Below are 21,446 nucleotides of genomic sequence, written 5' to 3' on the forward strand. Positions count from 1 at the left end.
TGCCCGTCAAGCGTCCCCACCCGGCGGGACAGGGTTCAGTCGAACAGGACCCGCAGGGAGAACGAGGCGTCGCCGCCCGACTGCGTGCCGCTGATGCCGACGGCACGCAGCTGCTGGAGGTTGGTCCTGGCCTCGCCCCGCACGTTCTGCAGGTAGAGCTTCTCGATCTTGTTGAGGTCGACGTAGGCGGCGGCGGTCACGTTGCCGGCGTCGGGGATCGCGAGCTGGAAGCTCTCGTCGTCGGCCAGGCCGCCGTCGTCCTTGGCGAGCGCGGCGGCGTACTCCTGGGAGCTGGCCAGCACGAGGGTGCCGTCACCGGGCACCTTGGCGATCGGCGGAATGCCGGTGCCGGTGCCGTCTCCGGCGAGGAGCTTCTCGATCTTGCCGACGACCTCCTGCGCCTTGGCGGGATCGGTGACGATACGGGCGCCGATCTTGGGCTGGCCGCTGTCGAGGCCGGTTCCGTCCACCGCCAGGGTGAGGTTCTTGCCGAGCAGCGTCACCAGGTCGGCGGGGAGCGCCAGCCCGGCCTGCTGCTGGGCCTGGTCGGCGAACTGCTGCAGGCCGCCGCCGGCGGCCTGGTCGGCCGACTTCAGGATCTGGGCCCACTGCTTGCCGACCACGTCACCGAGGCCGGAGAACGAGACCGCGCCCACGGTGGAGGCCGGGAGCTTGCCGATCCCGGTGGCCTCGGGCTCGCCCATGCCCTCCAGAGCCTTTGCGCCGCGGCTGATGCCGGCCAATTCGACGTAGCCCTCGTCGAAGCGGAGCGCACCGGCCACCCGGACGTTCTTGATCTGCGCGAGGGCGGCGGGATCCTGTGCGGCCATCTGGGGGGCGAGCTGGGCGACTCTGCCCGCGTCCATCCAGAAGGAGAGCACGCCGGTCTCGCCGAGGGCGCTCAGGTCGTCCGAGAAGGTGGGGAGGTCGGCCAGCGGCGCCGCCTGGGCGGCCTGGTCGACCTCCGCCTGGGTCGCGGCGATCAGCGCGTAGTCCTCGCGGAAGGCGATGCCGTACTTGTCGCCGTCCGCGATCTTGGCGATGCCGGCCTTCGCCTTGTCCGCGTCGGTCACCTGGATGGCCCCGACGAACCCGGGCTCCTCGCTGCCCTTGGCGGGTGGGAGCACGGCCACGCCGATACGGCTGCCGAGCCAGGGCTCGACGTCGGTGGCATAGTTGATCTTGGTGTCGGCGTTCTTGTTCAGCAGGTCGAACAGGGCCGTACGCGGATCTTCGCCTCTGAAGGAGTCCTTGGTGGCCGTGAACTTCCGGGCGATGCCGAACAGGGCCAGCTTCTGGTTGGCGGCCGGGTCGAGATCGAGGCGTACGTATCCGATGGCGCTGCCGGGCAGCACGTCGTGGGGCTGGGTGCCGCCGCCGCTGAGCAGGCTGACCGCGTAGGCGCCGCCGCCGCCCACGAGGGCGACGACCACGGCGGCGATCACCGCGATCAGCCAGCCCTTGCCGCCCTTGCGGGTGGGCGGGGCCGGCGGCTGTCCCGAGCCCAGGAAGTCCGGGCCCTGCTGCTGCCAGCCGGGCTGCTGGCCGTAGGACTGCTGGCCGTAGGCGGGCTGCTGACCATAGGCGGGCTGCTGGCCGTAGGGCTGCTGCTGCTGGTATCCCTGCTGCGGCTGGCCGGGCTGGCCCTGCTGGCCGTAGGGCTGCTGCTGGTATCCCCCGGGCGGTTGCTGCGGGTAACCGCCCTGCTGAGGATGGCCCTGGGGGTGTGACGGACCGTTCTGCGGCCGGTAGGCGATCGTTCGGTCGGGCTCCTGGTCCGGTGGAGGCGACTGGCCGGGGGGATAGTTGGCAGGCATGCTCACTCACAATGTGGATTTATGGAATAAAGAGAATTTAGTGCACTTCGCTAGCGGGCGGCTTGCATTGAACTAACTGGTCGATTGTTCTGTCCAAGGAGGGATCGCCGCCGTTCCGGCGTTCCGGCTGGTCGTCCGGCCCGCCTGTCGCCCGAGATCTCCCGCGGGCGCCACGGAGTTTTCTGGTGGCGGCGGGTGTCGCGGGCCGGGGAGGCGCGGCCCGCGAGGACTGGGTAAGGTAAGCGCTCTAGAACAAGGTTCGGGAGTGTGGATGACGAAGTTCGACGAGGCGACGCAGGCCATCAGGGTGGACGAGACCACCTATGACGTGTGCCTGGACCCCGGCTACTCGATCGGCGGGCCGCTCAACGGCGGCTATCTGATGGCGGTGCTCCTGCGTGCCGTCGTGGACGCCTCCCCGCACGGGCATCCGGTGACCACCAGTGCCCAGTTCCTGCGCGCGCCCCGGCCCGGCCCCGCCCGGGTGCGGCTGGAGCAGATCAAGGCCGGCCGCACCGCCGCGATGACCCGCGCGACCCTGGTCCAGGACGACACATCCTTCATCGAGACCCTCGTCACGACGGCGACCCTGGGCGAGGCCGTCCCCGACTGGACGGACGGCCCCTCGGCGGTCATGCCGCCCATCGAGCAGTGCGTCAGGCTGCCCGAGCCCAGGCCGGAGTCGAACATGACGCTCAACGCGCAGATGGAGATGGCGTTCGACCCGCCCACCGTCGGCTGGCTCGACGGCAACCCCACCGGCCGCCCCGAGGCCCGCGCCTACTTCCGGATGGCCGAACCGCAGGATCCCGACCCCTACGTGCTGGCCCTGGCCGTGGACGCCCTCCCCCCGGTGGTCTTCTCCGCCGGTGCCCGGGGCTGGGCGCCGACCGTGGACCTCACCTGGCACCTGCGCGCCCTGCCGGCCCCCGGCTGGCTCACCCTGCTCGGCAGCGGCCGGATGATCAGCGACGGCTGGTTCGACGAGGAGGTCGAGGTCTGGGACGCGGCCGGACGCCTGGTGGCCCAGTCCCGCCAACTCGCCCGGGTGGGGCGAGGCTGAGCCATAAATCAGCGTTGTGAGGATTCTTACCGTGAGTGTCCGTCCCGGGTCGCCTAATCTTGGGAACCGTGTCGCAAGCGAGTATCGGAATCTTTGACAGCGGTGTGGGCGGCCTCACGGTGGCCAGGGCGATCATCGATCAGCTGCCCAGTGAATCGATCTTCTATGTGGCCGACACGGCGCGGCAGCCGTACGGTCCCAAGTCCATCGCGCAGGTCCGCGCCTACGCGCTGGAGGTGATGGACCACCTCGTCGAGCACGACGTCAAGATTCTGGTGATCGCGTGCAACAGTGCCAGCGCGGCGGTGCTGAGGGACGCGCGCGAGCGCTATGACGTGCCCGTCGTCGAGGTGATCCAGCCGGCGACGCGCCGGGCGGTGCGCGCCACCCGCAACGGCCGGGTCGGGGTGATAGGGACCAGGGCCACGATCGAGTCGATGGCCTACCACGACGCGTTCGCCGCCGCCCCCGACGTCCTGCTGACCGGGGTGGCGGCACCCCGGCTGGTGGAGTTCGTGGAGCGCGGGGAGACGATGAGCGAGGAGCTCATCGAGGTCATCCGCGACTACCTGCGGCCGGTGCTGGCGGACGGGTGCGACACCCTGATCCTTGGATGCACGCACTATCCGCTGCTCACCGCACCCATCTCCTACGTCGCGGGAGACGGCGTCACGCTGGTCTCCAGCGCCGACGAGACGGCCAAGGACGTCTACCGCATCCTGCACGACCGGGGCCTGGCGGCGGAGGACGGCGCTCCCCGTCACCGGTTCGGCGCCACCGGCGACACCGTCCTGTTCGAACGGCTCGGACAGCGCTTCCTGGGGCCGGAGATCCAGGCCGTCGAACTCGCGCCGGTGGGGGACGTCTCCGGGAACGGGCACCACCCGTGAGGACCGCGGCCACCGGCATCAAGCCGTGACGTGACAAGGCAGAGTGAAAAGGGAGGCCGCCGTGAAATTGACGATCATCGGGTGCTCTGGGAGCTTCCCCGGCCCGGACAGCCCCTCCTCCTGCTACCTGCTGGAGGCCGAGGGGTTCCGCATGCTGCTGGACTTCGGCAACGGCGCCCTGGGGGCGCTCCAGCGACACATCGGTCTCTACGACGTGGACGCGATCTGCCTGTCCCATCTGCACGCCGACCACTGTCTCGACATGTGCCCCTACCACGTGGTGCGCACCTACTCCCCGCACGGCCCGCTTCCCCGGGTGCCGGTGTACGCCCCCGCCGGCGCCCCCCGCCGCCTGGCCGCCGCCTACGGCATGCCCGACGAGCCGGGCCTGGAGACGGCCTTCGACTTCGTACGGCTGACGCCGGGCGTCTTCGAGGTGGGCCCCTTCACGGTGACGGCCGCGCCGGTGAACCACCCGGTCGAGACCTACGGGTTCCGGGTCTCCCACGGCGGGCGCTCGGTCGCCTACTCCGGCGACACCGGCGAGTCGGCCGAGCTGGTCAAGCTCGCCTCGGGGGCGGACGTGCTCCTGTGCGAGGCGTCCTTCCTGGAGCGGCCCGGCCTGCCCGCCGGCCTGCACCTGACCGGCCGTCAGGCCGCCGAGCACGCGGCCAGGGCGGACGTGGACACCCTGGTGCTGACCCACCTCGTGCCCTGGTACGACCAGGAGCGGATTCTCCAGGAAGCCTCCCTGGGAGGCTTCGGCGGACGGACCGAACTCGCACGGAGTGGGGCCCTATATGACCTAGGGTGAGGTTCATGGCCCGTGCAGATGGACGTTCTCCCGATCAGCTCCGCCCCGTCACGATCACCCGCGGCTGGCTCGCGCACGCCGAGGGCTCGGTGCTCGTCGAGTTCGGCGGCACCAAGGTGCTCTGCGCCGCCTCCGTGCAGGACAGCGTGCCCCGCTGGCGCCGGGGGAGCGGCCAGGGCTGGGTCACCGCCGAATACGCCATGCTGCCCCGCGCCACCAACACCCGTAACGACCGCGAGTCGGTGCGCGGCAAGATCGGCGGCCGGACCCACGAGATCTCCCGCCTGATCGGCCGGTCCCTGCGGGCCTGCGTCGACTACAAGACCCTCGGGGAAAACTCGATCGTCATCGACTGCGACGTGCTCCAGGCCGACGGCGGCACCCGCACGGCCGCCATCACCGGCGCCTACGTCGCGCTGGCCGACGCGGTGACGTGGATGCGCGAGCGGAAGATGTGCAAGGCCGACCCCCTGATCGACTCGGTCGCGGCCGTTTCGGTCGGCGTCGTCGGCTCCACCCCCCTGCTGGACCTCTGCTACACCGAGGACGTCGCCGCCGAGACGGACATGAACGTGGTGATGACCGGGGCCGGCGAGTTCGTCGAGGTCCAGGGCACGGCCGAGGGCAAGCCGTTCAACCGGGGCGCCCTCGACGAGCTGCTCGACCTGGGGGTGGCCGGGTGCGCCGAGCTCACCCGACTGCAGCGGGAGACGCTGGCGTGAGCGCGGAGCGAGCCGGGGGCACGGGCCCGAACCGGGTGGTCCTCGCCACCCGCAACACCGGAAAGATCGCCGAGCTCCGCCGGATCCTGGCCGACGCCTCGGTGCCGGTGGAGATCGTCGGCCTGGAGGAGTTTCCCCAGATCGACGACATCGCCGAGACCGGCCTGACCTTCGCCGAGAACGCCCTGCTCAAGGCGCACGCCGTCGCCAGGGGATCCGGCCTGCCCGCGATCGCCGACGACTCGGGACTGTGCGTCGACGTGCTGAACGGCATGCCGGGCATCTTCTCGGCCCGCTGGTCCGGCAGGCACGGCGACGACACGGCGAACCTGGAGCTCCTGCTCGGGCAGGTGTCCGACGTGCCCCGAGAACACCGGGGCGCCCATTTCGCGTGCGCCGCCGCGCTGGCCCTGCCATCGGGGGAGGAGCGGGTCGCCGAAGGCGCGATGCGCGGCCTCATCATCGACGCGCCGCGCGGGACCAACGGCTTCGGCTACGACCCGATCTTCGTGCCCGAAGGGGAGAGCCGGACCACCGCCGAGCTGTCGGCGCAGGAGAAGGACGCCATCAGCCATCGAGGCCGTGCCTTCCGTGCGCTGGCCCCCATCCTCGCCGAAGTGATCTTCTAGTACTCCAGTGGGACTTTGTGATCTATGTGCTGAATGCGGCGGCGAGTCGACGTGGGTAGTGGCTTCCGTCGACGGAAACTCATCCGGCCGTCTCTCTGACGGCCCGCCGCAGTGCCCCACGTTGACGCACCGCCCGGTCGAGACCTCCCAGACCTGCGCGGTGCCGCTGTCGCCTTCACCCCAGTCGCCGGTGGCCAGATGGTTGCCGGAAGGGCTGAGCGCCAACGCGGTGATCTTCGAACGGTGCCCGTACGGGCGGCTCAGCATCGTGCCCCGCATGCGGATCCTGTCCGTGGCGAGCCGGTGCGCCGGGGTAACGCCGTGGTCGCGTTCGAGCGCGGTCAGCCGGGCCCGCAACGGGGGAAGGTCGCGTGCGGGAGCGAAGGACGTCCAGTCCGCGTCCGTCATCAGGTTCTCCAGCTCGGCTGGGTCGGCCGCGGCGAGGGTGGCGGGGTCCGCGAAGCGGCCCGGTACGGGGAGGGGGCCGGGAACCTTCCCCGCTCTCCGGGCACTCAAGCTCCGCGAGCGCCGCGAGGAGTGCCGCCTCGTCGTACCTCGGTATGCCCTGGAGAAGACCGGCTTCCGGCGTGTCCGGAGCGGGATGGGGCGACCTGTAATCGGTGCGTAAGATCCTGTGTCCGGCGACTGGCGTAGCGTCGGAGGATGGAGAGTAACAGGCGCGCGCCCGTGTGGGCGGCGACGCTGATCGGCCTGGTGTCCGGCGCGGTGGCGGTCGGGGTGTCCCTGCTGGCAGCGGGCCTGGTGAAGGCCTCGGCCTTCCCGGTCGTCGCGGTCGGCAACGCCGCCGTCGACCTCACCCCGGCCGCGCTGAAGGATTTCGCGATCCGCACCTTCGGGGAGAACGACAAGACCGTCCTGCTGGCGGGCATCTTTCTCGTGCTCGCCGCGATAGCCGCCGCCATCGGACTCCTGGCCGTCCGTGACCTCCGGTACGGCCTGGCCGGCCTGGCCGCCTTCGGCCTCGTCGGCATCGCGGCCGTACTGACCCGCCCCGGTGCGGGTGCCGTGGACGTCGTCCCCACCGTGGCCGGCGTCGCCGCCGCCATGCTCGCCCTGCGTCACCTCGTCAGGCGCGCCCTCGTCCCCGTGAGCGGCTCCCCCGGGGCGGACCTGCCGGACGGCTCACGTGACCACTCCACCGACGCCGACGCCGACGCCGACGCCGACGCCGACGCCGAGGAGCGGGACCGGCGCGGCGCGCCGGTCCCGCCGGTCATGCGGGCGGGCGACGGCCTCTTCTCGCTCGACCGGCGAGGGCTGCTGATCGGGACGGCCGGAGGCATCGTCCTGGCCGGAGTGACGGGAGTGATCGGGCGGACGCTGTCGGGCCGCGCGCAGGTGGCCGCGGCCCGGGTCGACCTGCGGCTGCCCCGCCCCTCCACCCCGGCCACGCCGCTCCCCGCCGGAGTCGACCTGAGGATCAGGGGACTGTCGCCGTTCGTCACGCCCAACCACGACTTCTACCGGGTGGACACCGCCCTGGTGGTGCCGCAGGTCGACCCGCGGAGCTGGACCCTGAAGATCAGCGGCATGGTCGACAGGCCCGTCGAGCTGACCTTCGCCGACCTGATGAAACGTCCCCTGCAGGAGGCCGACATCACGCTGTGCTGCGTCTCCAACGAGGTCGGTGGCCCCTACATCGGCAACGCCCGCTGGCTGGGCACCAGCCTGGCCGCCGTCCTGCGGGACGCGGGAGTGCGGAAGGGGGCCGACATGCTGCTCAGCACCTCCGCCGACGGCTGGACCTCCGGCACTCCGGTCGACGTCGTCCTCGACGGCCGCGACGCGCTGCTGGCCTTCGGCATGAACGGCGAGGCACTCCCCGTCGACCACGGCTTCCCGGTCCGCCAGGTCGTCCCCGGCCTCTACGGCTACGTCTCGGCCACCAAGTGGGTGACGGAGATCAAGGTCACCCGGTTCGACGAGGACGAGGCCTACTGGACGTCCAGGGGGTGGTCGCCGAAGGGGCCGATCAAGACGGAGTCGCGCATCGACCTGCCGAGGGACGGCGCCCGCCTCGCGCCGGGCCGTACCGTGATCGCGGGTGTCGCCTGGGCGCAGCACAAGGGAGTGGACGCCGTCGAGGTGCGGGTCGACCGCGGGCAGTGGCGTCAGGCGCGCCTGGCCGAGGCGCCGACCGCCGACACCTGGCGCCAGTGGGTGATCGACGACTGGGACGCCACCCCGGGCGACCACACCATCGAGGTGCGGGCCACCGACGCCACCGGCTACACCCAGACCGCCGACCGCGTCGGGGTGATCCCCGACGGAGCCACCGGCTGGCACAGCGTCAGCGTCCAGGTCGCCTGAGCCTCCTCGATCGTCGCCCGGTGGCGCGGGACACCGGGCGACGAGGCCGCCCGGCCGGGTGGCCCGCCGATCCCGCGCCACCGGGCCCGAAACGCCCGGCAACCCGCCTCCCGGCGTCGACCGGCGCTCGGGAAGGTCCCGCGCCGGGCCGTCAGACCGCGCTGCGCATCGTGGACACCGTCCTCGCGCATCTCGCCGAAACCCGAGGCGACGCCGGCCCTTGATTCGGTCAACTCGCTCACACGCCGCGCGTACCCGTTCTAGCCTCGGGCGGACACGGGGCGGACGGGCGAGGGGGCCGGGTGACTCAGGTGGTTCTGCCCGCGGAGGGCTACAACCCCATCGTGACCGCGGACGGGCAGCGGTGGCGCGACTTCGAACTGGAGACTCCGGAGCCCGTCGCGGCGGCGCCGCGAGAGGCCGGCCGGGCGCCGTGGGGGCCGCCCTGGCTGGAGCGGTGCCGGCCGTACGGCGTGGCCGGGGGGCTGGCCAGGCCCGACCCGCAGACCCAGGACGACATCGTGCGCGCCGTACCGGTGACGGAGCAGGGGACGCCCCGGCGCTTCCCCGACCCGCGGGGCATGTGGATCAGGTTGATCAACGGAGCCGGCGCCGCGGAGGACCCGTTCCGGGCGACCAACGCGGTGGACTGCGCGCTGGCGGTGCTCTCCACCTGGTACGGCGCGCCCATGGTGGCTGCGCCCCGGCGGCCGGAGTACGACCGGGTCGGCAAGCCGCTGCTCACCGGTGAGGCGGGGGGAGTGGCCAGAGCCGAACGGTGGCTCAACCAGCGCTTCCAGTACGTGGGACAGGGACGTCATGCCTACGTCCCGATCGGCCACGCGCTCCTGGCCGGGGGACACGGCGCCGCCGCGATCATCATCAACCGCTGGCCCGGCGGGGGCAGCCACGCCTGGAACGCCGTCAACTCCGGTGGCGAGGTGATCTGGATCGACGCGCAGCGAGGGCACATGGCCGTCGGCCCGCCCTACGGATCGGTGACCGGCGTCTTCTGCGTGGTGATCGACGGGGAGGGGCGGCGGCTGTGAACCCCGACCAGGCCAGGGCCGTCGCCGAGGAGTACTTCAACGGTGCCCGTAGCCCTGGCTCCGCAGCCGAGATTCGGATATATGCCTTCAAGGAAGGCTATGTGGCCTGGCCGAAGGAGCCCGAGCCCGACGACCCCGCCGCGCTGCCCGACACCATCGGCGGCGGCTGCGTGGTGATCGACACGGCCACCGGAGAGGTCGTCATCCGCCCCCTGCTCAACCCCGAGACCGTGGCCGAACAGTGGCCGGGACACCGCCCCCGATAGCTCCGCCTTTCCCGGAGGCGAGGCTGTCGAAGGCGGTGGGGCCACCCATCGCGGACGATGCCGCCCGCGCAAGATGATCTTAATCATAGGGGTGCGGCCGACGGGCCGGTCACCAACCGGCGGCGGGCCCACGGAAGCAGAGCAGACCGGGGCGCCGCCCCCGGCAGAAGGCGCCCCGGCCACCGGCGAATGCCCCGATCAGCCCGCGGCGAGCGATCCCACGATGGAGGCACGCGCCGCCCTGCGCGCCGGCAGCACGGCCGCCAGCACCCCCGCCAGGCCCGACAGCGCCATGAACGCCAGGATCTGCAGGACCGGAAGCTGGAAGACGGCGTCCGCCATCATCGCCCGCGCCGCGGCCCAGCCGAACGTGACACCGAGCACCACACCGACCAACGCCCCGATGAGTCCCAGGATCAACGCCTCCACCGAGAGCATCCGCCGCAACTGAGGCCGCGTCAGGCCGAGCGCCCGCAGCAACGCCGACTCACGGGTCCGTTCGTGGACCGACAGCGACAGCGTGTTGGCGATACCCAGCAACGAGATGAGCACCGCCAGCCCCAGCAGACCAGTAATGATCATCAGCATCATGTCCAGCGCCTCGTCGAACTCGCCCCGGACATCCGTCGAACTGGCGACCTTCGCCGTCGGATACGGCTGCGCCGCCGCCTCGACCACCTTGCGCGCCTGCTCCGGACTGACGCCGTCCCTGGCGTTGATCATCACCCGGCTGTCGTCGACCGTGCCGAAATAACGCTCGAAATCCTGCTCCGGCACGGTGATGCCGGCCAGGCTCACGTTCTGCGAGTTGAAGGTGGACACGACCGTGAGATCCACGGTGCCCGCCCTGGCCGTCCGCACCGGCAACCGGTCACCGACCTTGAGCCCACGCTGCTTGACGACGTAGTCGGCGACGACCGCCGTCCCGGGCCGTAGAAGGTCGATCGAGCCCGTGTCGAGCTCCGGACTGAAGCCCGAAGCCGCAGTGAACGTCCCGACCTCGTACTCATCGCCCCTGTCGCCCTTGGCGGCGGTCTCGCGGAACGCGACGACCGAGGTCAGCTCCGGCCTGGTCCTCAGCTCCTCGGCCAGCGCCCGGGGCAGACCGGAGTCACGGTCCTGGGCCTGCACCATGTAGTCGACAGGGAACTGCTCGTCGAGCTTCTGGCTGTAGGTCACCCGCATGGTGCCGGTGAGGACGGCGATCAACGTCATCAGCGTCACGCCCACCGTCAGCGCGACAGTGGTGGTGGCCGACCGCTTCGGATTGCGTCCCGAGTTGTCCACCGCGAGCCTGCCGGGCACCCCGAAGAGCCTGGCGGGCAGCCATCCCACGAAGGCGCCGAGCGGCTTGACGATCACCGGGCCGAAGGTCAGCACCGCCAGGAAGACCAGCGCCCCACCGGCGACCACCACCATGAGAGCCGACTCGCCGCTCTTCATGGTCAGCGCGGTCACCGTCGCGCCCACACCCGCAACCAGGAACAGCGCCGCCACGACCACCCGGACCAGGCCGGCCCGGAACGTACGCTCCTCCACCTGGGTGCGCAGCGCCGCGATCGGCGCCACCCTCGTCGCCGACCGCGCCGGCAACAGAGCCGCCCCCACCGTGACGACGAGGCCGATGACCAGGCCGAGAACCACCGTGCGCGGCGCCAGCGAAGCCGTCGCCGAGGGCAACGGCGCCCCGACCGACGTCAGCACGGCCAGCGCCCCCGCGCCCAGGCCGTATCCCAGCAGCAGACCCAGCACCGACGAGACCAGACCGACGACGGCCGACTCCAGCACGACGGAGCCGAACACCTGCCCCCGCGTCGCACCGATGCAGCGCAACAGCGCCATCTCCCGGGTCCGCTGAGCGATGAGGATGTTGAAGGTGTTGTAGATGACCAGCGCGGCCACGAACATCGCCACCAGGCCGAACAACAGCAGACCAAGCTTGATCATCGTGGTGTCGGCGCCGTTCTGCTCGGCCGTGACCTCGGCGAACCGCTCACCGGTCATGACCCGGTAGTCCGACCCCACGGCGGCGGCGACCGCGCCACGCACCCTCTCCTGCGTCACCCCCTCGGCCGCCGCGACGTCGATCTCCCGGAACCCCTTCTCCCCGGTCATCGCCCTGGCCGTGCCGGCGGTGAAACCCACCGCGCCGGTGTAGCCGAGCTCCTGGTTCAGCCCCACATCGAACAGGCCCACCAGCGTGAACTCATGCCGGACATTCTTAAAGTCCAGCACCCCGATGCCGTCACCCACCGCGAACCCACGCGTCCTCGCGGTGTTCTCATCCAGCACCGCCTCCGTCGCCGACCTCGGAGCCGCACCACTGGTGATCAGCGTGCGGTTCAGCGACCCCTCCGCGATGGAGACACCGGCCGTGGGATAGTCACCGGCGGCCTTGCCGTCCTTGCCGATCAGCGCGGACGTGCCCTGCACGAGTCCCTGCGCGTCGGCGACACCCGCGACGGCGCGGACCCTCTCCAGCACCTCGCCGGAGATGGACGGTGTCTTGGCCGACCCCTCACCCGGCCCCGGCAACACGGCGGCGTCGATCCTGTCGGCCGCCGCCGAGAACTTCTGTGTGAAACCCGCGTCGATGGTGTCGGTCAGCACGAACGTGCCCGTGATGAACCCCACCCCCAGCGCGATCGCCAGCGAGGTGAGCAGCAGACGCAGCTTGTGCGCCCGCAGCCCGGCCAGGGTCGTCCTCAGCACCTCAGGCCTCCAGCTTCATCAGCGTGTCCAGCACACTCTGCGGCGTCGGCCCCACCAGCTCACTGACCAGCGACCCGTCACGCAGGAAGACCACCCGGTCGGCGTAAGAGGCCGCCACCGGATCATGCGTGACCATCACGATCGTCTGACCCAGCTCATGCACCGACGTCCGCAGGAACGACAGCACCTCGGCCCCGCTACGCGAGTCCAGGTTGCCGGTCGGCTCGTCGGCGAAGATGACCTGCGGCTTACTGATCAGAGCACGCGCCACCGCGACCCGCTGCTGCTGACCACCCGACAGCTCGGTCGGCCGGTGGCCGAGCCGGTCACCCAGGCCCACGGTCTCCACCACCCGGTCGAACAGATCGGTGTCCGCCTGCCGCCCGGCGATCTCCAGCGGCAACCGGATGTTCTGCTCAGCCGTCAACGTCGGCAGCAGGTTGAACGCCTGGAAGATGAACCCGATCCGCTCCCGGCGCAGCAGGGTGAGCTGCTTGTCGCCCAGCCCGGTCAGCTCCACGTCACCGATGTGCACCTGCCCGCCGCTGACCGTGTCCAGCCCGGCCAGACAGTGCATCAGCGTGGACTTGCCGGACCCGGAGGGCCCCATGATCGCGGTGAAGGCACCCGTCGCGAAGGAGACATCCACCCCCCGGAGAGCATGCACGGCCGCATCCCCCCTGCCGTACACCTTCGTCAGCCCCCTGGCCACTACGGCGGCCGTCCCGCTCTCCCGCGCGCTCCGCACGCCGACCCCTCCGGTAACAGTCACGTCAGCTCTCCTCGGCAAAATCCACACCATGACGAGGTAAACGCTATTACCGGAGAAACCGCAGGCCATCGGCCTGCAGGACGGACCTGGCCTCAACCGGAGGGCTCTCCCGGAGGGGCCGCCGCCACCTCCGGCGTAGCCCCGCCTCGGCCATTCGGCCGAGGCGGACCCCGGCCAATACTCCAGCTGTAGTTCGTGATCTTTGCTGCTCGTACGCGGATGTCCTTGGTGCGGCGGTGGATGGTCCGGCGGAGCTCGAGGAAAAGGCCACCGAGATCAGCCCAGGCGACTATGCCGCACGGGTCCGTTCGGCAAGAGGATCCCCGGCGATGACGGAAGAGACACCTTTCAGGCGCCCCCACCGACAAGATCACAATCTACGGCTGGAGTACTAACCCGCCGAGTAAGGGGTCACAAGTCCCGACTCGTAGGCATACACCACCACCTGGGCCCGATCCCGCAGGCCCAGCTTCGCCAGCACCCGGCCCAGATGCGTCTTGACCGTCGCCTCCGCCAGATCCAGCCGACCGGCGATCTCCATGTTCGACAGGCCCCGCGCCACCAGCACCAGCACCTCCCGCTCCCGCGCCGTCAACCCACCCAACGCCGCCGGCTCCACCGCCTCCGCAGACGGCAGATGCACGGCAAAACGCTCCAGCAGCCGCCGCGTCGTGCTCGGCGCCACCACCGCATCCCCGCTGTGCACCGAACGGATCGCACTGAGCAGATCCGACGGCGGCACATCCTTCAACAGGAACCCCGAAGCCCCCGCCTTCAACGCCGCGAACGCGTAGTCATCCAGATCGAACGTCGTCAGGATCAGCACCCGCGGTCTGTCACCCGCCGCGCAGATCAGCCGGGTCGCCTCCACCCCGTCCATCACCGGCATCCGCACGTCCATCAACACGACGTCGACCTCGACCCCCCGCACCGCCTCGACCGCCGCAGCCCCGTCACCCGCCTCCGCCACGACCTCGATGTCCGGCTGCGCGCCGAGCACCATGCGGAACCCCGTCCGCAGCAACACCTGGTCATCCACCAGCATGACCCGGATCATCAGCCGCTCACCGTCCCCCACCCGTGACGCCGACGGCCCCAGCCCGTCGACGACCCGCTCCCCGCACGCCCCCCGGACAGGCCATCCACCGCATGGCGACCCCTGCCCGCAGACGGCCCGACCCCCACACGGCGACCAGGCACACCACGCCAGACCCCCCTCATGCGGCCCGGCTCCGCCCGGTCTCGCCCACCGGCAACCGCGCGACCACCCGGAACCCGCCACCCGGCTGCGGCCTGGCCTCCACACTCCCCCCGAACAACGCGACACGCTCCCGCATCCCCACCAGACCATGCCCACCCGGACGCTCCGCCGCCGCCGCCCCCCGGCCATCGTCGGTCACCCGCAGAAGCAGCTCACGCACGCCGTACTCCATCTCCACCACAGCCCTGGCACCCGGACCGCCATGCTTGAGCGTATTCGTCAGCGCCTCCTGAACGATCCGATACACCGTCAGCTGCTCACCCTCCGGAAGACCCTGCGCAACCCCCGCCACCCGGAAATCAACCGGCAACCCCGACGAGCGCACCTGCGCCACCAGCTCATCCAACTGCGCCAGACCCGGCTGCGGGGCGTACCCGTCCACCGTCTCCCCCTCGGCCTCCGTCCGCAACACCCCGACCATCCTGCGCATCTCCGCCAACGCCTGCCGGCCCGTCGCGGAGATCGCCTGCATCGCCCTGCGCGCCTCCTCCGGAGCGCCGTCGATCGCGTAACCCGCCCCGTCAGCCTGAACGATCATCACACTCACGTTGTGCGCCACCACGTCATGCAACTCACGGGCGATCCGAGCCCGCTCCGCCGCCGCCGCCAACCGCGCCTGCTGATCCCGCTCCCGCTCCGCCCGCTCCGCCCGCTCCTCCAACCCCTCCAGGTAACGGCGCCGGGTGTTGGCATAGATCCCCGCGATCCACACCGCCACGACGAACACCGAAGCACTCGCGAAACTCCCAAGATCCGGATCCCTGGTGATCTGACCGAACGAGAGCGCCAGCCCCAGCTCCGTCACCAGACCCGCCGCGACCGCCCAGGGCACCGAACGCAGCGACGCCACCGCATACATCGCGATGATCACCGCCGCATTGAACGGCGTCGTCTCCACCCCCGACAGCCACTGGCAGAAGCTCACCGCCGACACGACCGCGAACACCGTCAACGGCCGGCTACGCCGCCAGAACAACGGAACCACCAGCACCACGCCCAGCGCCAGGTAACCCCGGAGAGTGAACCCGCCCTGATACAAGCTCTGATCCATGCCAAGCATGACCACCGTGCTCAGGCAGGCCAGCACGAACGGCGCCAGCCACAGGGTGTCCACAACACCGGGATGGCGCCGACTCCGGGCGCGCAAACTACCGAACACACCACCACGATACGTATCCGCAGATCATCGCCCTTCCCCCTCAAGGGGGAGCCTCATCTACGACCCAGGTCGCACACCACCCGCTGCTTACACCCTCTTTACCCTCCCTTGGGCATCATGGTTTCTGGGAGCGCCCTCCGGGGTGAGCAAAGGGAGAATGTTTGTGATGGCGGATCACAACCACGCCGGGTCGCGCGGTGAAGAGGATGCACCGCGCGACCCGGACGGCTGGGCACCCTCCGCCGGCTGACCCCCGGACCGGTGCGGTGCCATCCGCGGACCGGCGAAGACCCCCGCGCCTACGGCGACCTCACCACCACCCTGCACGCCGTACGCCGGCACCTCCGCCCCGGGGGACTCGCACTGGTCGGAGAGTGTTTCTGGGAGACACCCCCCACACCGGAGGTGCTGACCGGACTCGACGCCCGGCTCGACGACTACGCCGATCTTCCGGGTACCGTGGCCCGCGCCGAGAGCACCGGATACGCCACCGTCTACGCCCACACCAGCGAACGTGGCGAGTGGGACGAATACGAATGGTCCTGGACCGGCACCCTCACCAACTGGGCCCTCGACCACCCCGGCCCCGACGGAGACGCCGCCCTCGCCGCCGCCCGTGACCACCGTGACATGTGGCTCAACGGCTACCGCGACACCCTCGGCTCTGTCACCCTCTTGCTCCGCCAAACCGGCTGAGACACGAGGAGCCTTCCGGCGGAGCATGGGATGCGTGCGGAGAGTCCGATTCAACCGGGGGAACGCATGGATGGGGATCCTGCGAATCCTGTTGCCGATGAGCGCTGTGGCGACCGCGCGCTTATTCGAGGTGGGCTTTGGATTCGATGGCCGCCGGTGCCGGGGTGGCCACTGGTCCTTGTCTGTGGGGCCGGCGGGATTCGAACCCGCACTGTCATGATCCTAAGTCATGCGTCTCCTGCCGTTGGACTACGGCCCCGTCCACTTGGCTGGCGCCATCCTAGTTCAGATGGAGGCGCCAGCCGTACCGCATTAATCGAGGCCGAGTTCGCGGCGGAGGCGGGCTACGTGGCCGGTGGCCTTCACGTTGTAGAGGGCCCTTTCGATTTTGCCGTCGGGGCCGATGACGAAGGTGGAGCGGATGACGCCGAGCGAGGTCTTCCCGTACATCGTCTTCTCGCCGTAGACGCCGTAGGCCTTGTGGACCTCCAGGTCGGGATCCGACAGGAGGGGAAAGGTCAGGGCGTCGCGTTCGACGAACTTGGCGAGTTTGGCGGGGGTGTCCTTCGACACGCCGAGGACGACGAAGCCGGCGGAGGTCAGGGAGGCGAGGCTGTCGCGGAAGTCGCAGGCCTGCTTGGTGCAGCCGGGGGTCATCGCGGCGGGGTAGAAGTAGAGGATGACGCGCTTGCCGCGGTAGGTGTCCAGGGACACGGTGGTGCCGTCGGCGGCGGGAAGCGTGACGTCCGGGGCGGCGTCGCCTGGCTCGAGTTTCATCTTGCTCCTCTGCGGAATTGTTCCCGGGCCAACTTACCGGCCTGCCGGAAGTGTCGGGGGAAGGCCGGACCTGACAGACTGATCAATGTCAAGGGCGATGAGGGGAGAGTCATGGCGGATACCGATCCCGCGGAGTTGGAGCGGCGGATCGAGCGGACCCGCGCGGAGTTGGCCCAGACGGTTGACGCCATCGCCGATCGGGTGAGCCCGAAGAACGTCGCGAGGCGGACCGTCGCGAGGGCGGAGTCCAACGCGAAGCAGTTCCTGCTCTCGGTGGGAGACCGGGTGAGGGACGCGGTGGGGGTTACGCCGCGTCCGGTGATGGTGGGGGATGAGCCCGATGATCTGTGGGCGGAGGAGCGGCAGGATCTGGCACCGATCCTGATCGGCCTGGGGGCGGTGCTGGCGGTCAGTGCGGTGATCATGCTCTGGCGGCGCCGGAGCCGGTGATCCGGTCCGCCGGTGCCGATGTTCAGAGGAAGGTCTGGCCCTCGCCGCGGTAGGTGGGGGCCTCGTCGGTGATCTCGTCGCCGTCGATGAGGTGGAGGCGGTCGAAGCGCTCGCAGAGCTCGCCGGCCTTGGCGTGCCGGAACCAGACGCGGTCGCCGATGCGGAGGTCTTCGGCTGCCTGGCCGAGGAGGGGGGTCTGGACCTCGCCGGCGCCTTCGTCGGGGGCGTAACGGAGCCCGCAGGGCAGGTAGGGCTGGGGGAGGCGGTCGGGGCCGGGGGCGCCGGAGGCGTGGTAGCCGCCGCCGAGGACGGTGACGATGCCGGGGGCGGGGCGGCGGACGACGGGGAGGGCGAAGAGGGCGGCGGGGCGGCCGGTGAAGTCACGGTAGAAGTCGAAGAGGCGGGGGTGGAAGAAGCCTGATCCGGCGGCTATTTCGGTGATGGCTTTTTCGCGGGTGGTCTTCTCGATGCTTCCGGTGCCACCGCCGTTGACGAATTCCAGATCGGTGATCTGGGCGACGGCTCGGACGATGCGGCCCCTGCGCGTGATGAGTTCGCGCTGTGACCGGGTCTGCATCCAGCGGATGGCCTGGGTGAGGGCGGGGTTGCCCGGGGGGTTGTCGCCGACTCCGGCGATCTGGGCTTCGTAGGACATGAGGCCGACGAGGCGGAAGCCGGGGCGTTTGGCGACGTCGGCGGCGAGATCGGTGGCCTGGTCGGTTTCGCGGATGGGGGAGCGGCGGGCTCCTGCTCGAAATCTGCCACCGAGGGCGATGAATCCGGCGTCGATGTCGAGACATATCCGGATCTCGTGGCGGTCGCGGACGTCGGAGACGGCCGATTCGATGAAGTCCAGGTGGTCGGTCCGATCCACCATCACCGTGATCTCCTGGGCGGCGCGGGTGTCGGCGGCCAGGGCGGCCAGTGCCGCGCGGTCCGCGGTGGGGTAGGCGACGAGCACGTCCCGTAGTCCGGTGGAGACGAGCCAGAGCGCCTCGGGCAGGGTGAAGGCCATGATGCCGGTGAAGCCGTCCATGGCGAGGATGCGTTCCAGGACGGGGCGGGAGCGGATCGACTTGCTGGCGACCCTGATCGGTTTGCCGCCGGCCCGGCGGGCCATGGCGGAGGCGTTCGCGCGCAGGGCCGCCAGGTCGAGCACGGCGAAGGGGGGATCGAGGTGTGCGGTGGCCCTGTCGTAGCGCCGGCGGTCATCCATGACGGCAGGATAACTCCGCCGGACCGAATGTGAGTTTGGTTCATGTTGATGGCCGGGCGGTAAATTCTCCCGCCAGGACGGCCCCAAGATCGTGCAAGTGGCAGGTCGGGCCTCACGTGGGGTGCTCGCGCCGCGTAGACCTGGGCGGGTGATGAGCACTCTCCAGGACATCCTGACGAGCGCGGGCGGCACGACGGGCGAGAACCTGCACGCGATCCGCCGCCGGTCGCTGCGGTTGCTGAGGCCGGGCAGGACCCCGGCCGGTGTGGTGGTCGCCCTGACGGCGTCCCTGGCGCTGTCTGCCGCGACCGGGGCGACGGTGGGCCTGGTGACGGGTTCGTCGTTCGGGCGGATGCCGTACCGGCAGCTCGCCGCCTGGGCCGGTACGGCGAAATGGTCCGACTCCGGCCCGCTCGCCGTGGCGCTGGCCGCGACGGTGGCCGGGGTCGTGATGCTCGCGCTCGCGGCGCTGCCGGGGAGGACCCGGCTCGTGCCGCTGGAGTCCGCCGATCCACGGCTGGTGATGGGCATGACCAGGTCCGGGCTCCGCCGTACGCTGCGGGCGGCTGCCCGGTCGGTCGACGAGGTGGACAGGGCGCGGGTGCGCCTGGGGTGGCGGAACGTCGAGATCACGGTGGTCAGCGACACGGACCGGACCGGTGTCCTGCTGCGTCAGGTCGGCGCGGCGGTGGGCGACCGGATGGCGAGTCTGGGCGCGCTGTGCGGGGGCGAGGTCGTGGTACGGCTGCGCAGGCGGGGGATCTGATGAAGGCGTATCTGGGCAACCGGATCGGTCTGGCCGTCACCGGAGCGGTGCTGGCCGGGGCGGGGCTCTATGGCTTCCTGCGGGGGCACGGCAAGATCCACCAGTCACGTGAGGACCGGATCCTGGACAGGGGGCTCCCCGGCCATCTGGTGGAGCATCCCTGGATGGGCTGGCTGGCCGCGCTGCTACTGATGGCGCTGACGCTGCTGGCGATCCGGTGGCTGATGGGCGCCCTGGGGTGGGGGCGGTGGGGCAGCAGGACCGGGAGCGGTACGGCGATGCTGGGGGTTGCGATTAAAGAAGTCGAAGACCTCAGGCGCATCCACGTCAGGTCGGTCGGGGGTGACCGGCTGCGGATCGGGGTGAGCTGCGGGCCAGAGACGGACGTTGCCAAACTCGTGGCGCGGCTGAACAAGGACGCCGTCGGCAAGGTCCGCAGGACGGTCGGGGACGACGGGCTCGGCGCGGTGGTGCGCCTGCACGTCCGGCGGCGCTGACCGCCACGGGCCGGCTGCCCGTACGTCCGGCGGTTCCGGCCACGGCCGGTCGTCCGCCTGCGTGTCCGGTGGGTCGTCTGTCCGTCCGCCGGCCGGGGCGGTCTGTGTCCGCCTGCCGAAGGCCAGTCCCGCGGCCAGGCAGAGCAGCGGCAGGGCGGGCACCACGTAGCGGTGGTCGAAGGCCGCGATGAAGGGCGGCAGGACCAGCAGCATGGTTCCGGCGGCCCACGGCATCAGTACGGTGCCGCCGAGCCGCCGCCAGCGGGCCAGGACGCCGACGAGGCCGATCAGCAGGATCACGGCGATGAACGGGCCGCGCAGGGAGCCGTACGCCTGGTAGGAGCGTAGCCAGCCGGCGTACGGCTCGACGAGGGAAGGCGCGCCGGAGGCTCCCTGGTAGGCCGCCGTCAGCTCCTCGGCGGTCTTCCCCCGCGACGCGGTCCCCTTGGGGAAGGGCTTGGCCTCTGCGGGGAAGACGTAGGCGCTCTGCGGGCCGGGGGTGGGGTAGACCCTGCGGGTCCAGTCGAAGATGTGGGCCACGTCGGTCAGGCCGGCCCGCAGGAAGTCCAGGGGCTGGGCCTTGATGGCCTGCATGGCGAAGTCGCCGGCGAGCCTGTCGCGTTCGGCCCAACTGCCTTTGATCTTGTTGAGCGGCGAGTCGCCGTCCCAGATGTAGACCGGCGGGGCTTTGCGCTCGCTCACCGGGTCGGTGGGACAGAGCGCGGCCTCCGGCCCGGCGGGTCTGATCGTCGCGCAGTCGGCGAAGGTCACCGTGCGGGCCCACAGGAAGGCGTTGCCCCGGGTCAGCCCGTAGGTGCCGTGCTCGGATTCGAACCAGACGGCGTAGGCGCCCAGGCCGATCGCGGCGGCCAGCGCGGTGGCGGTGACCGCTTTCCAGCCGGCACGGCCGATCAGCAGGCAGACCAGGACCACGGCGATCAGCGGCAGCCCGATCGTCCGGGTGGCGGTCGCCGCGGCCAGCAGGGATCCGGCCAGGAGGGCGGTCCAGACCGGCGGCCGGCGGCGCCACAGCAGCAGCGTGACCGCCAGGATCGCCAGGGACTCCATCAGGAGGTCGGCCATGACGAGGTGTTCGAGCTGGATCTGGTGGACGTCCAGCAGCGCCGGCAACGCGGCGAGTGTCGCGCCCCAGCCCGGCAGGCCGCCCAGGCGGCGCAGCAGGAGGTAGACGCAGGCGGCCACGGCCAGGCCGAGCAGGTGCTGGACGACGGCCACGGCCTGGATGCTCGACAGCGGCTGCAGCGCCCACAGGAACAGCGAGTAGCCCGAGGGGCGTGACTCCATGGGGCGCGGGTCGAGGCCTCCGCCGAGGTAGACGAAGGAGTCGGCCCAGAACCACAGGGCGGGCCGGTAACCGAGCACGGCCAGGGCGCGTAGGCCGCCTCCGGCCAGCAGGGCGGCCAGGAAGAGCCAGTGGGCGCGGAGGAAGTGGAATGAGCGGTTCGCGGGGCGTTCTCCCAGCGAGTCCGCCGGGTGTGCTCCCGCTGGCACCGCAAACCTCCCGTGTCTCCGCGACAAGGCCACCCAGCATAGGCGCG

20 protein-coding genes and 1 tRNA gene are annotated in these 21,446 nt (G+C 70.7%); 12 read left to right on the top strand and 9 right to left on the bottom strand.

Annotated features, from left to right (window positions below; genetic code table 11):
* Positions 1 to 35 precede the first annotated feature (35 nt).
* Positions 36 to 1,817, bottom strand: a complete 1,782-nt coding sequence (locus FHR32_RS22445; protein WP_184756095.1) for a DUF3352 domain-containing protein — start codon at positions 1,815 to 1,817, stop codon at positions 36 to 38.
* A gap of 271 nt (positions 1,818 to 2,088) precedes the next feature.
* Between FHR32_RS22445 and FHR32_RS22450 the strand changes: the two genes are divergently transcribed.
* The 9 genes from FHR32_RS22450 (at position 2,089) to FHR32_RS22490 (ending at position 9,581) form a co-directional block, all read left to right on the top strand.
* Positions 2,089 to 2,880, top strand: coding sequence for a thioesterase family protein (locus tag FHR32_RS22450; protein ID WP_184756096.1), 792 nt, complete (start codon positions 2,089 to 2,091; stop codon positions 2,878 to 2,880).
* Positions 2,881 to 2,948: 68 nt separating this feature from the next.
* Positions 2,949 to 3,770, top strand: coding sequence for a glutamate racemase (murI, locus tag FHR32_RS22455; RefSeq protein ID WP_184756097.1), 822 nt, complete (start codon positions 2,949 to 2,951; stop codon positions 3,768 to 3,770).
* Between the two features lie 61 nt (positions 3,771 to 3,831).
* Positions 3,832 to 4,584, top strand: a complete 753-nt coding sequence (locus tag FHR32_RS22460; protein ID WP_184756098.1) for an MBL fold metallo-hydrolase — start codon at positions 3,832 to 3,834, stop codon at positions 4,582 to 4,584.
* 5 nt (positions 4,585 to 4,589) lie between these two features.
* Positions 4,590 to 5,306 carry a ribonuclease PH gene (gene rph / locus FHR32_RS22465; RefSeq protein ID WP_184756099.1) on the top strand — a complete coding sequence of 239 codons (717 nt, stop codon included), beginning with the start codon at positions 4,590 to 4,592 and terminating at the stop codon, positions 5,304 to 5,306.
* Complete coding sequence (locus tag FHR32_RS22470; RefSeq protein ID WP_184756100.1) at positions 5,303 to 5,935, top strand: XTP/dITP diphosphatase; 633 nt, start codon at positions 5,303 to 5,305, stop codon at positions 5,933 to 5,935. The genes rph and FHR32_RS22470 overlap by 4 nt, the downstream gene beginning before the upstream one ends.
* A gap of 121 nt (positions 5,936 to 6,056) precedes the next feature.
* Complete coding sequence (locus FHR32_RS22475) at positions 6,057 to 6,563, top strand: hypothetical protein (protein ID WP_184756101.1); 507 nt, start codon at positions 6,057 to 6,059, stop codon at positions 6,561 to 6,563.
* A gap of 35 nt (positions 6,564 to 6,598) precedes the next feature.
* Complete coding sequence (locus tag FHR32_RS22480) at positions 6,599 to 8,266, top strand: molybdopterin-dependent oxidoreductase (RefSeq protein WP_184756102.1); 1,668 nt, start codon at positions 6,599 to 6,601, stop codon at positions 8,264 to 8,266.
* Between the two features lie 302 nt (positions 8,267 to 8,568).
* Entirely contained in the window at positions 8,569 to 9,315 is a 747-nt protein-coding gene (locus tag FHR32_RS22485) for a toxin glutamine deamidase domain-containing protein (protein ID WP_184756103.1), read from the top strand.
* A complete protein-coding gene (locus FHR32_RS22490) occupies positions 9,312 to 9,581 on the top strand; it encodes an SUKH-4 family immunity protein (protein WP_184756104.1) in 270 nt (89 codons plus the stop codon). Before FHR32_RS22485 ends, FHR32_RS22490 begins: the two co-directional genes overlap by 4 nt.
* A gap of 198 nt (positions 9,582 to 9,779) precedes the next feature.
* Here FHR32_RS22490 and FHR32_RS22495 read toward each other — a convergent pair whose 3' ends face one another.
* From FHR32_RS22495 to FHR32_RS22510, 4 genes are all read right to left on the bottom strand, one after another.
* Complete coding sequence (locus FHR32_RS22495) at positions 9,780 to 12,293, bottom strand: ABC transporter permease (RefSeq protein WP_184756105.1); 2,514 nt, start codon at positions 12,291 to 12,293, stop codon at positions 9,780 to 9,782.
* A gap of 1 nt (position 12,294) precedes the next feature.
* A complete protein-coding gene (locus FHR32_RS22500) occupies positions 12,295 to 13,065 on the bottom strand; it encodes an ABC transporter ATP-binding protein (protein ID WP_184756106.1) in 771 nt (256 codons plus the stop codon).
* Between the two features lie 391 nt (positions 13,066 to 13,456).
* On the bottom strand, positions 13,457 to 14,122 hold the full coding sequence (locus tag FHR32_RS22505) for a response regulator (RefSeq protein WP_184756107.1): 666 nt from the start codon (positions 14,120 to 14,122) through the stop codon (positions 13,457 to 13,459).
* Between the two features lie 160 nt (positions 14,123 to 14,282).
* A complete protein-coding gene (locus FHR32_RS22510) occupies positions 14,283 to 15,485 on the bottom strand; it encodes a sensor histidine kinase (protein WP_425584195.1) in 1,203 nt (400 codons plus the stop codon).
* 261 nt (positions 15,486 to 15,746) lie between these two features.
* Here FHR32_RS22510 and FHR32_RS22515 point away from each other — a divergent pair, with 261 nt between their 5' ends.
* Positions 15,747 to 16,181 (top strand): hypothetical protein, encoded by a 435-nt coding sequence (locus FHR32_RS22515; RefSeq protein ID WP_184756109.1) that lies wholly within the window; start codon positions 15,747 to 15,749, stop codon positions 16,179 to 16,181.
* Positions 16,182 to 16,366: 185 nt separating this feature from the next.
* Here FHR32_RS22515 and FHR32_RS22520 read toward each other — a convergent pair.
* Positions 16,367 to 16,440, bottom strand: a tRNA-Leu gene (locus FHR32_RS22520).
* Between the two features lie 53 nt (positions 16,441 to 16,493).
* The gene (bcp, locus tag FHR32_RS22525) at positions 16,494 to 16,958 is read right to left on the bottom strand and encodes a thioredoxin-dependent thiol peroxidase (protein WP_184756110.1); all 465 of its coding nucleotides are present in this window, start codon (positions 16,956 to 16,958) and stop codon (positions 16,494 to 16,496) included.
* A 111-nt stretch (positions 16,959 to 17,069) separates the two neighbouring features.
* Here bcp and FHR32_RS22530 point away from each other — a divergent pair, with 111 nt between their 5' ends.
* Positions 17,070 to 17,408 carry a DUF3618 domain-containing protein gene (locus FHR32_RS22530; RefSeq protein WP_184756111.1) on the top strand — a complete coding sequence of 113 codons (339 nt, stop codon included), beginning with the start codon at positions 17,070 to 17,072 and terminating at the stop codon, positions 17,406 to 17,408.
* Between the two features lie 22 nt (positions 17,409 to 17,430).
* On the opposite strand, the gene FHR32_RS22535 is transcribed toward FHR32_RS22530, so the two are convergent.
* The gene (locus FHR32_RS22535) at positions 17,431 to 18,624 is read right to left on the bottom strand and encodes an amino acid deaminase/aldolase (protein ID WP_184756112.1); all 1,194 of its coding nucleotides are present in this window, start codon (positions 18,622 to 18,624) and stop codon (positions 17,431 to 17,433) included.
* Between the two features lie 151 nt (positions 18,625 to 18,775).
* On the opposite strand from FHR32_RS22535, the gene FHR32_RS22540 reads away from it, so the two are divergent.
* The gene (locus FHR32_RS22540; protein ID WP_184756113.1) at positions 18,776 to 19,390 is read left to right on the top strand and encodes a DUF6286 domain-containing protein; all 615 of its coding nucleotides are present in this window, start codon (positions 18,776 to 18,778) and stop codon (positions 19,388 to 19,390) included.
* A 185-nt stretch (positions 19,391 to 19,575) separates the two neighbouring features.
* Here the strand turns inward: FHR32_RS22540 and FHR32_RS22545 are convergent, their stop codons facing one another.
* Positions 19,576 to 21,399 carry a hypothetical protein gene (locus FHR32_RS22545; RefSeq protein ID WP_184756114.1) on the bottom strand — a complete coding sequence of 608 codons (1,824 nt, stop codon included), beginning with the start codon at positions 21,397 to 21,399 and terminating at the stop codon, positions 19,576 to 19,578.
* Between the last annotated feature and the right edge of the window lie 47 nt (positions 21,400 to 21,446).

This window comes from Streptosporangium album (assembly GCF_014203795.1).
Classification (GTDB): domain Bacteria; phylum Actinomycetota; class Actinomycetes; order Streptosporangiales; family Streptosporangiaceae; genus Streptosporangium; species Streptosporangium album.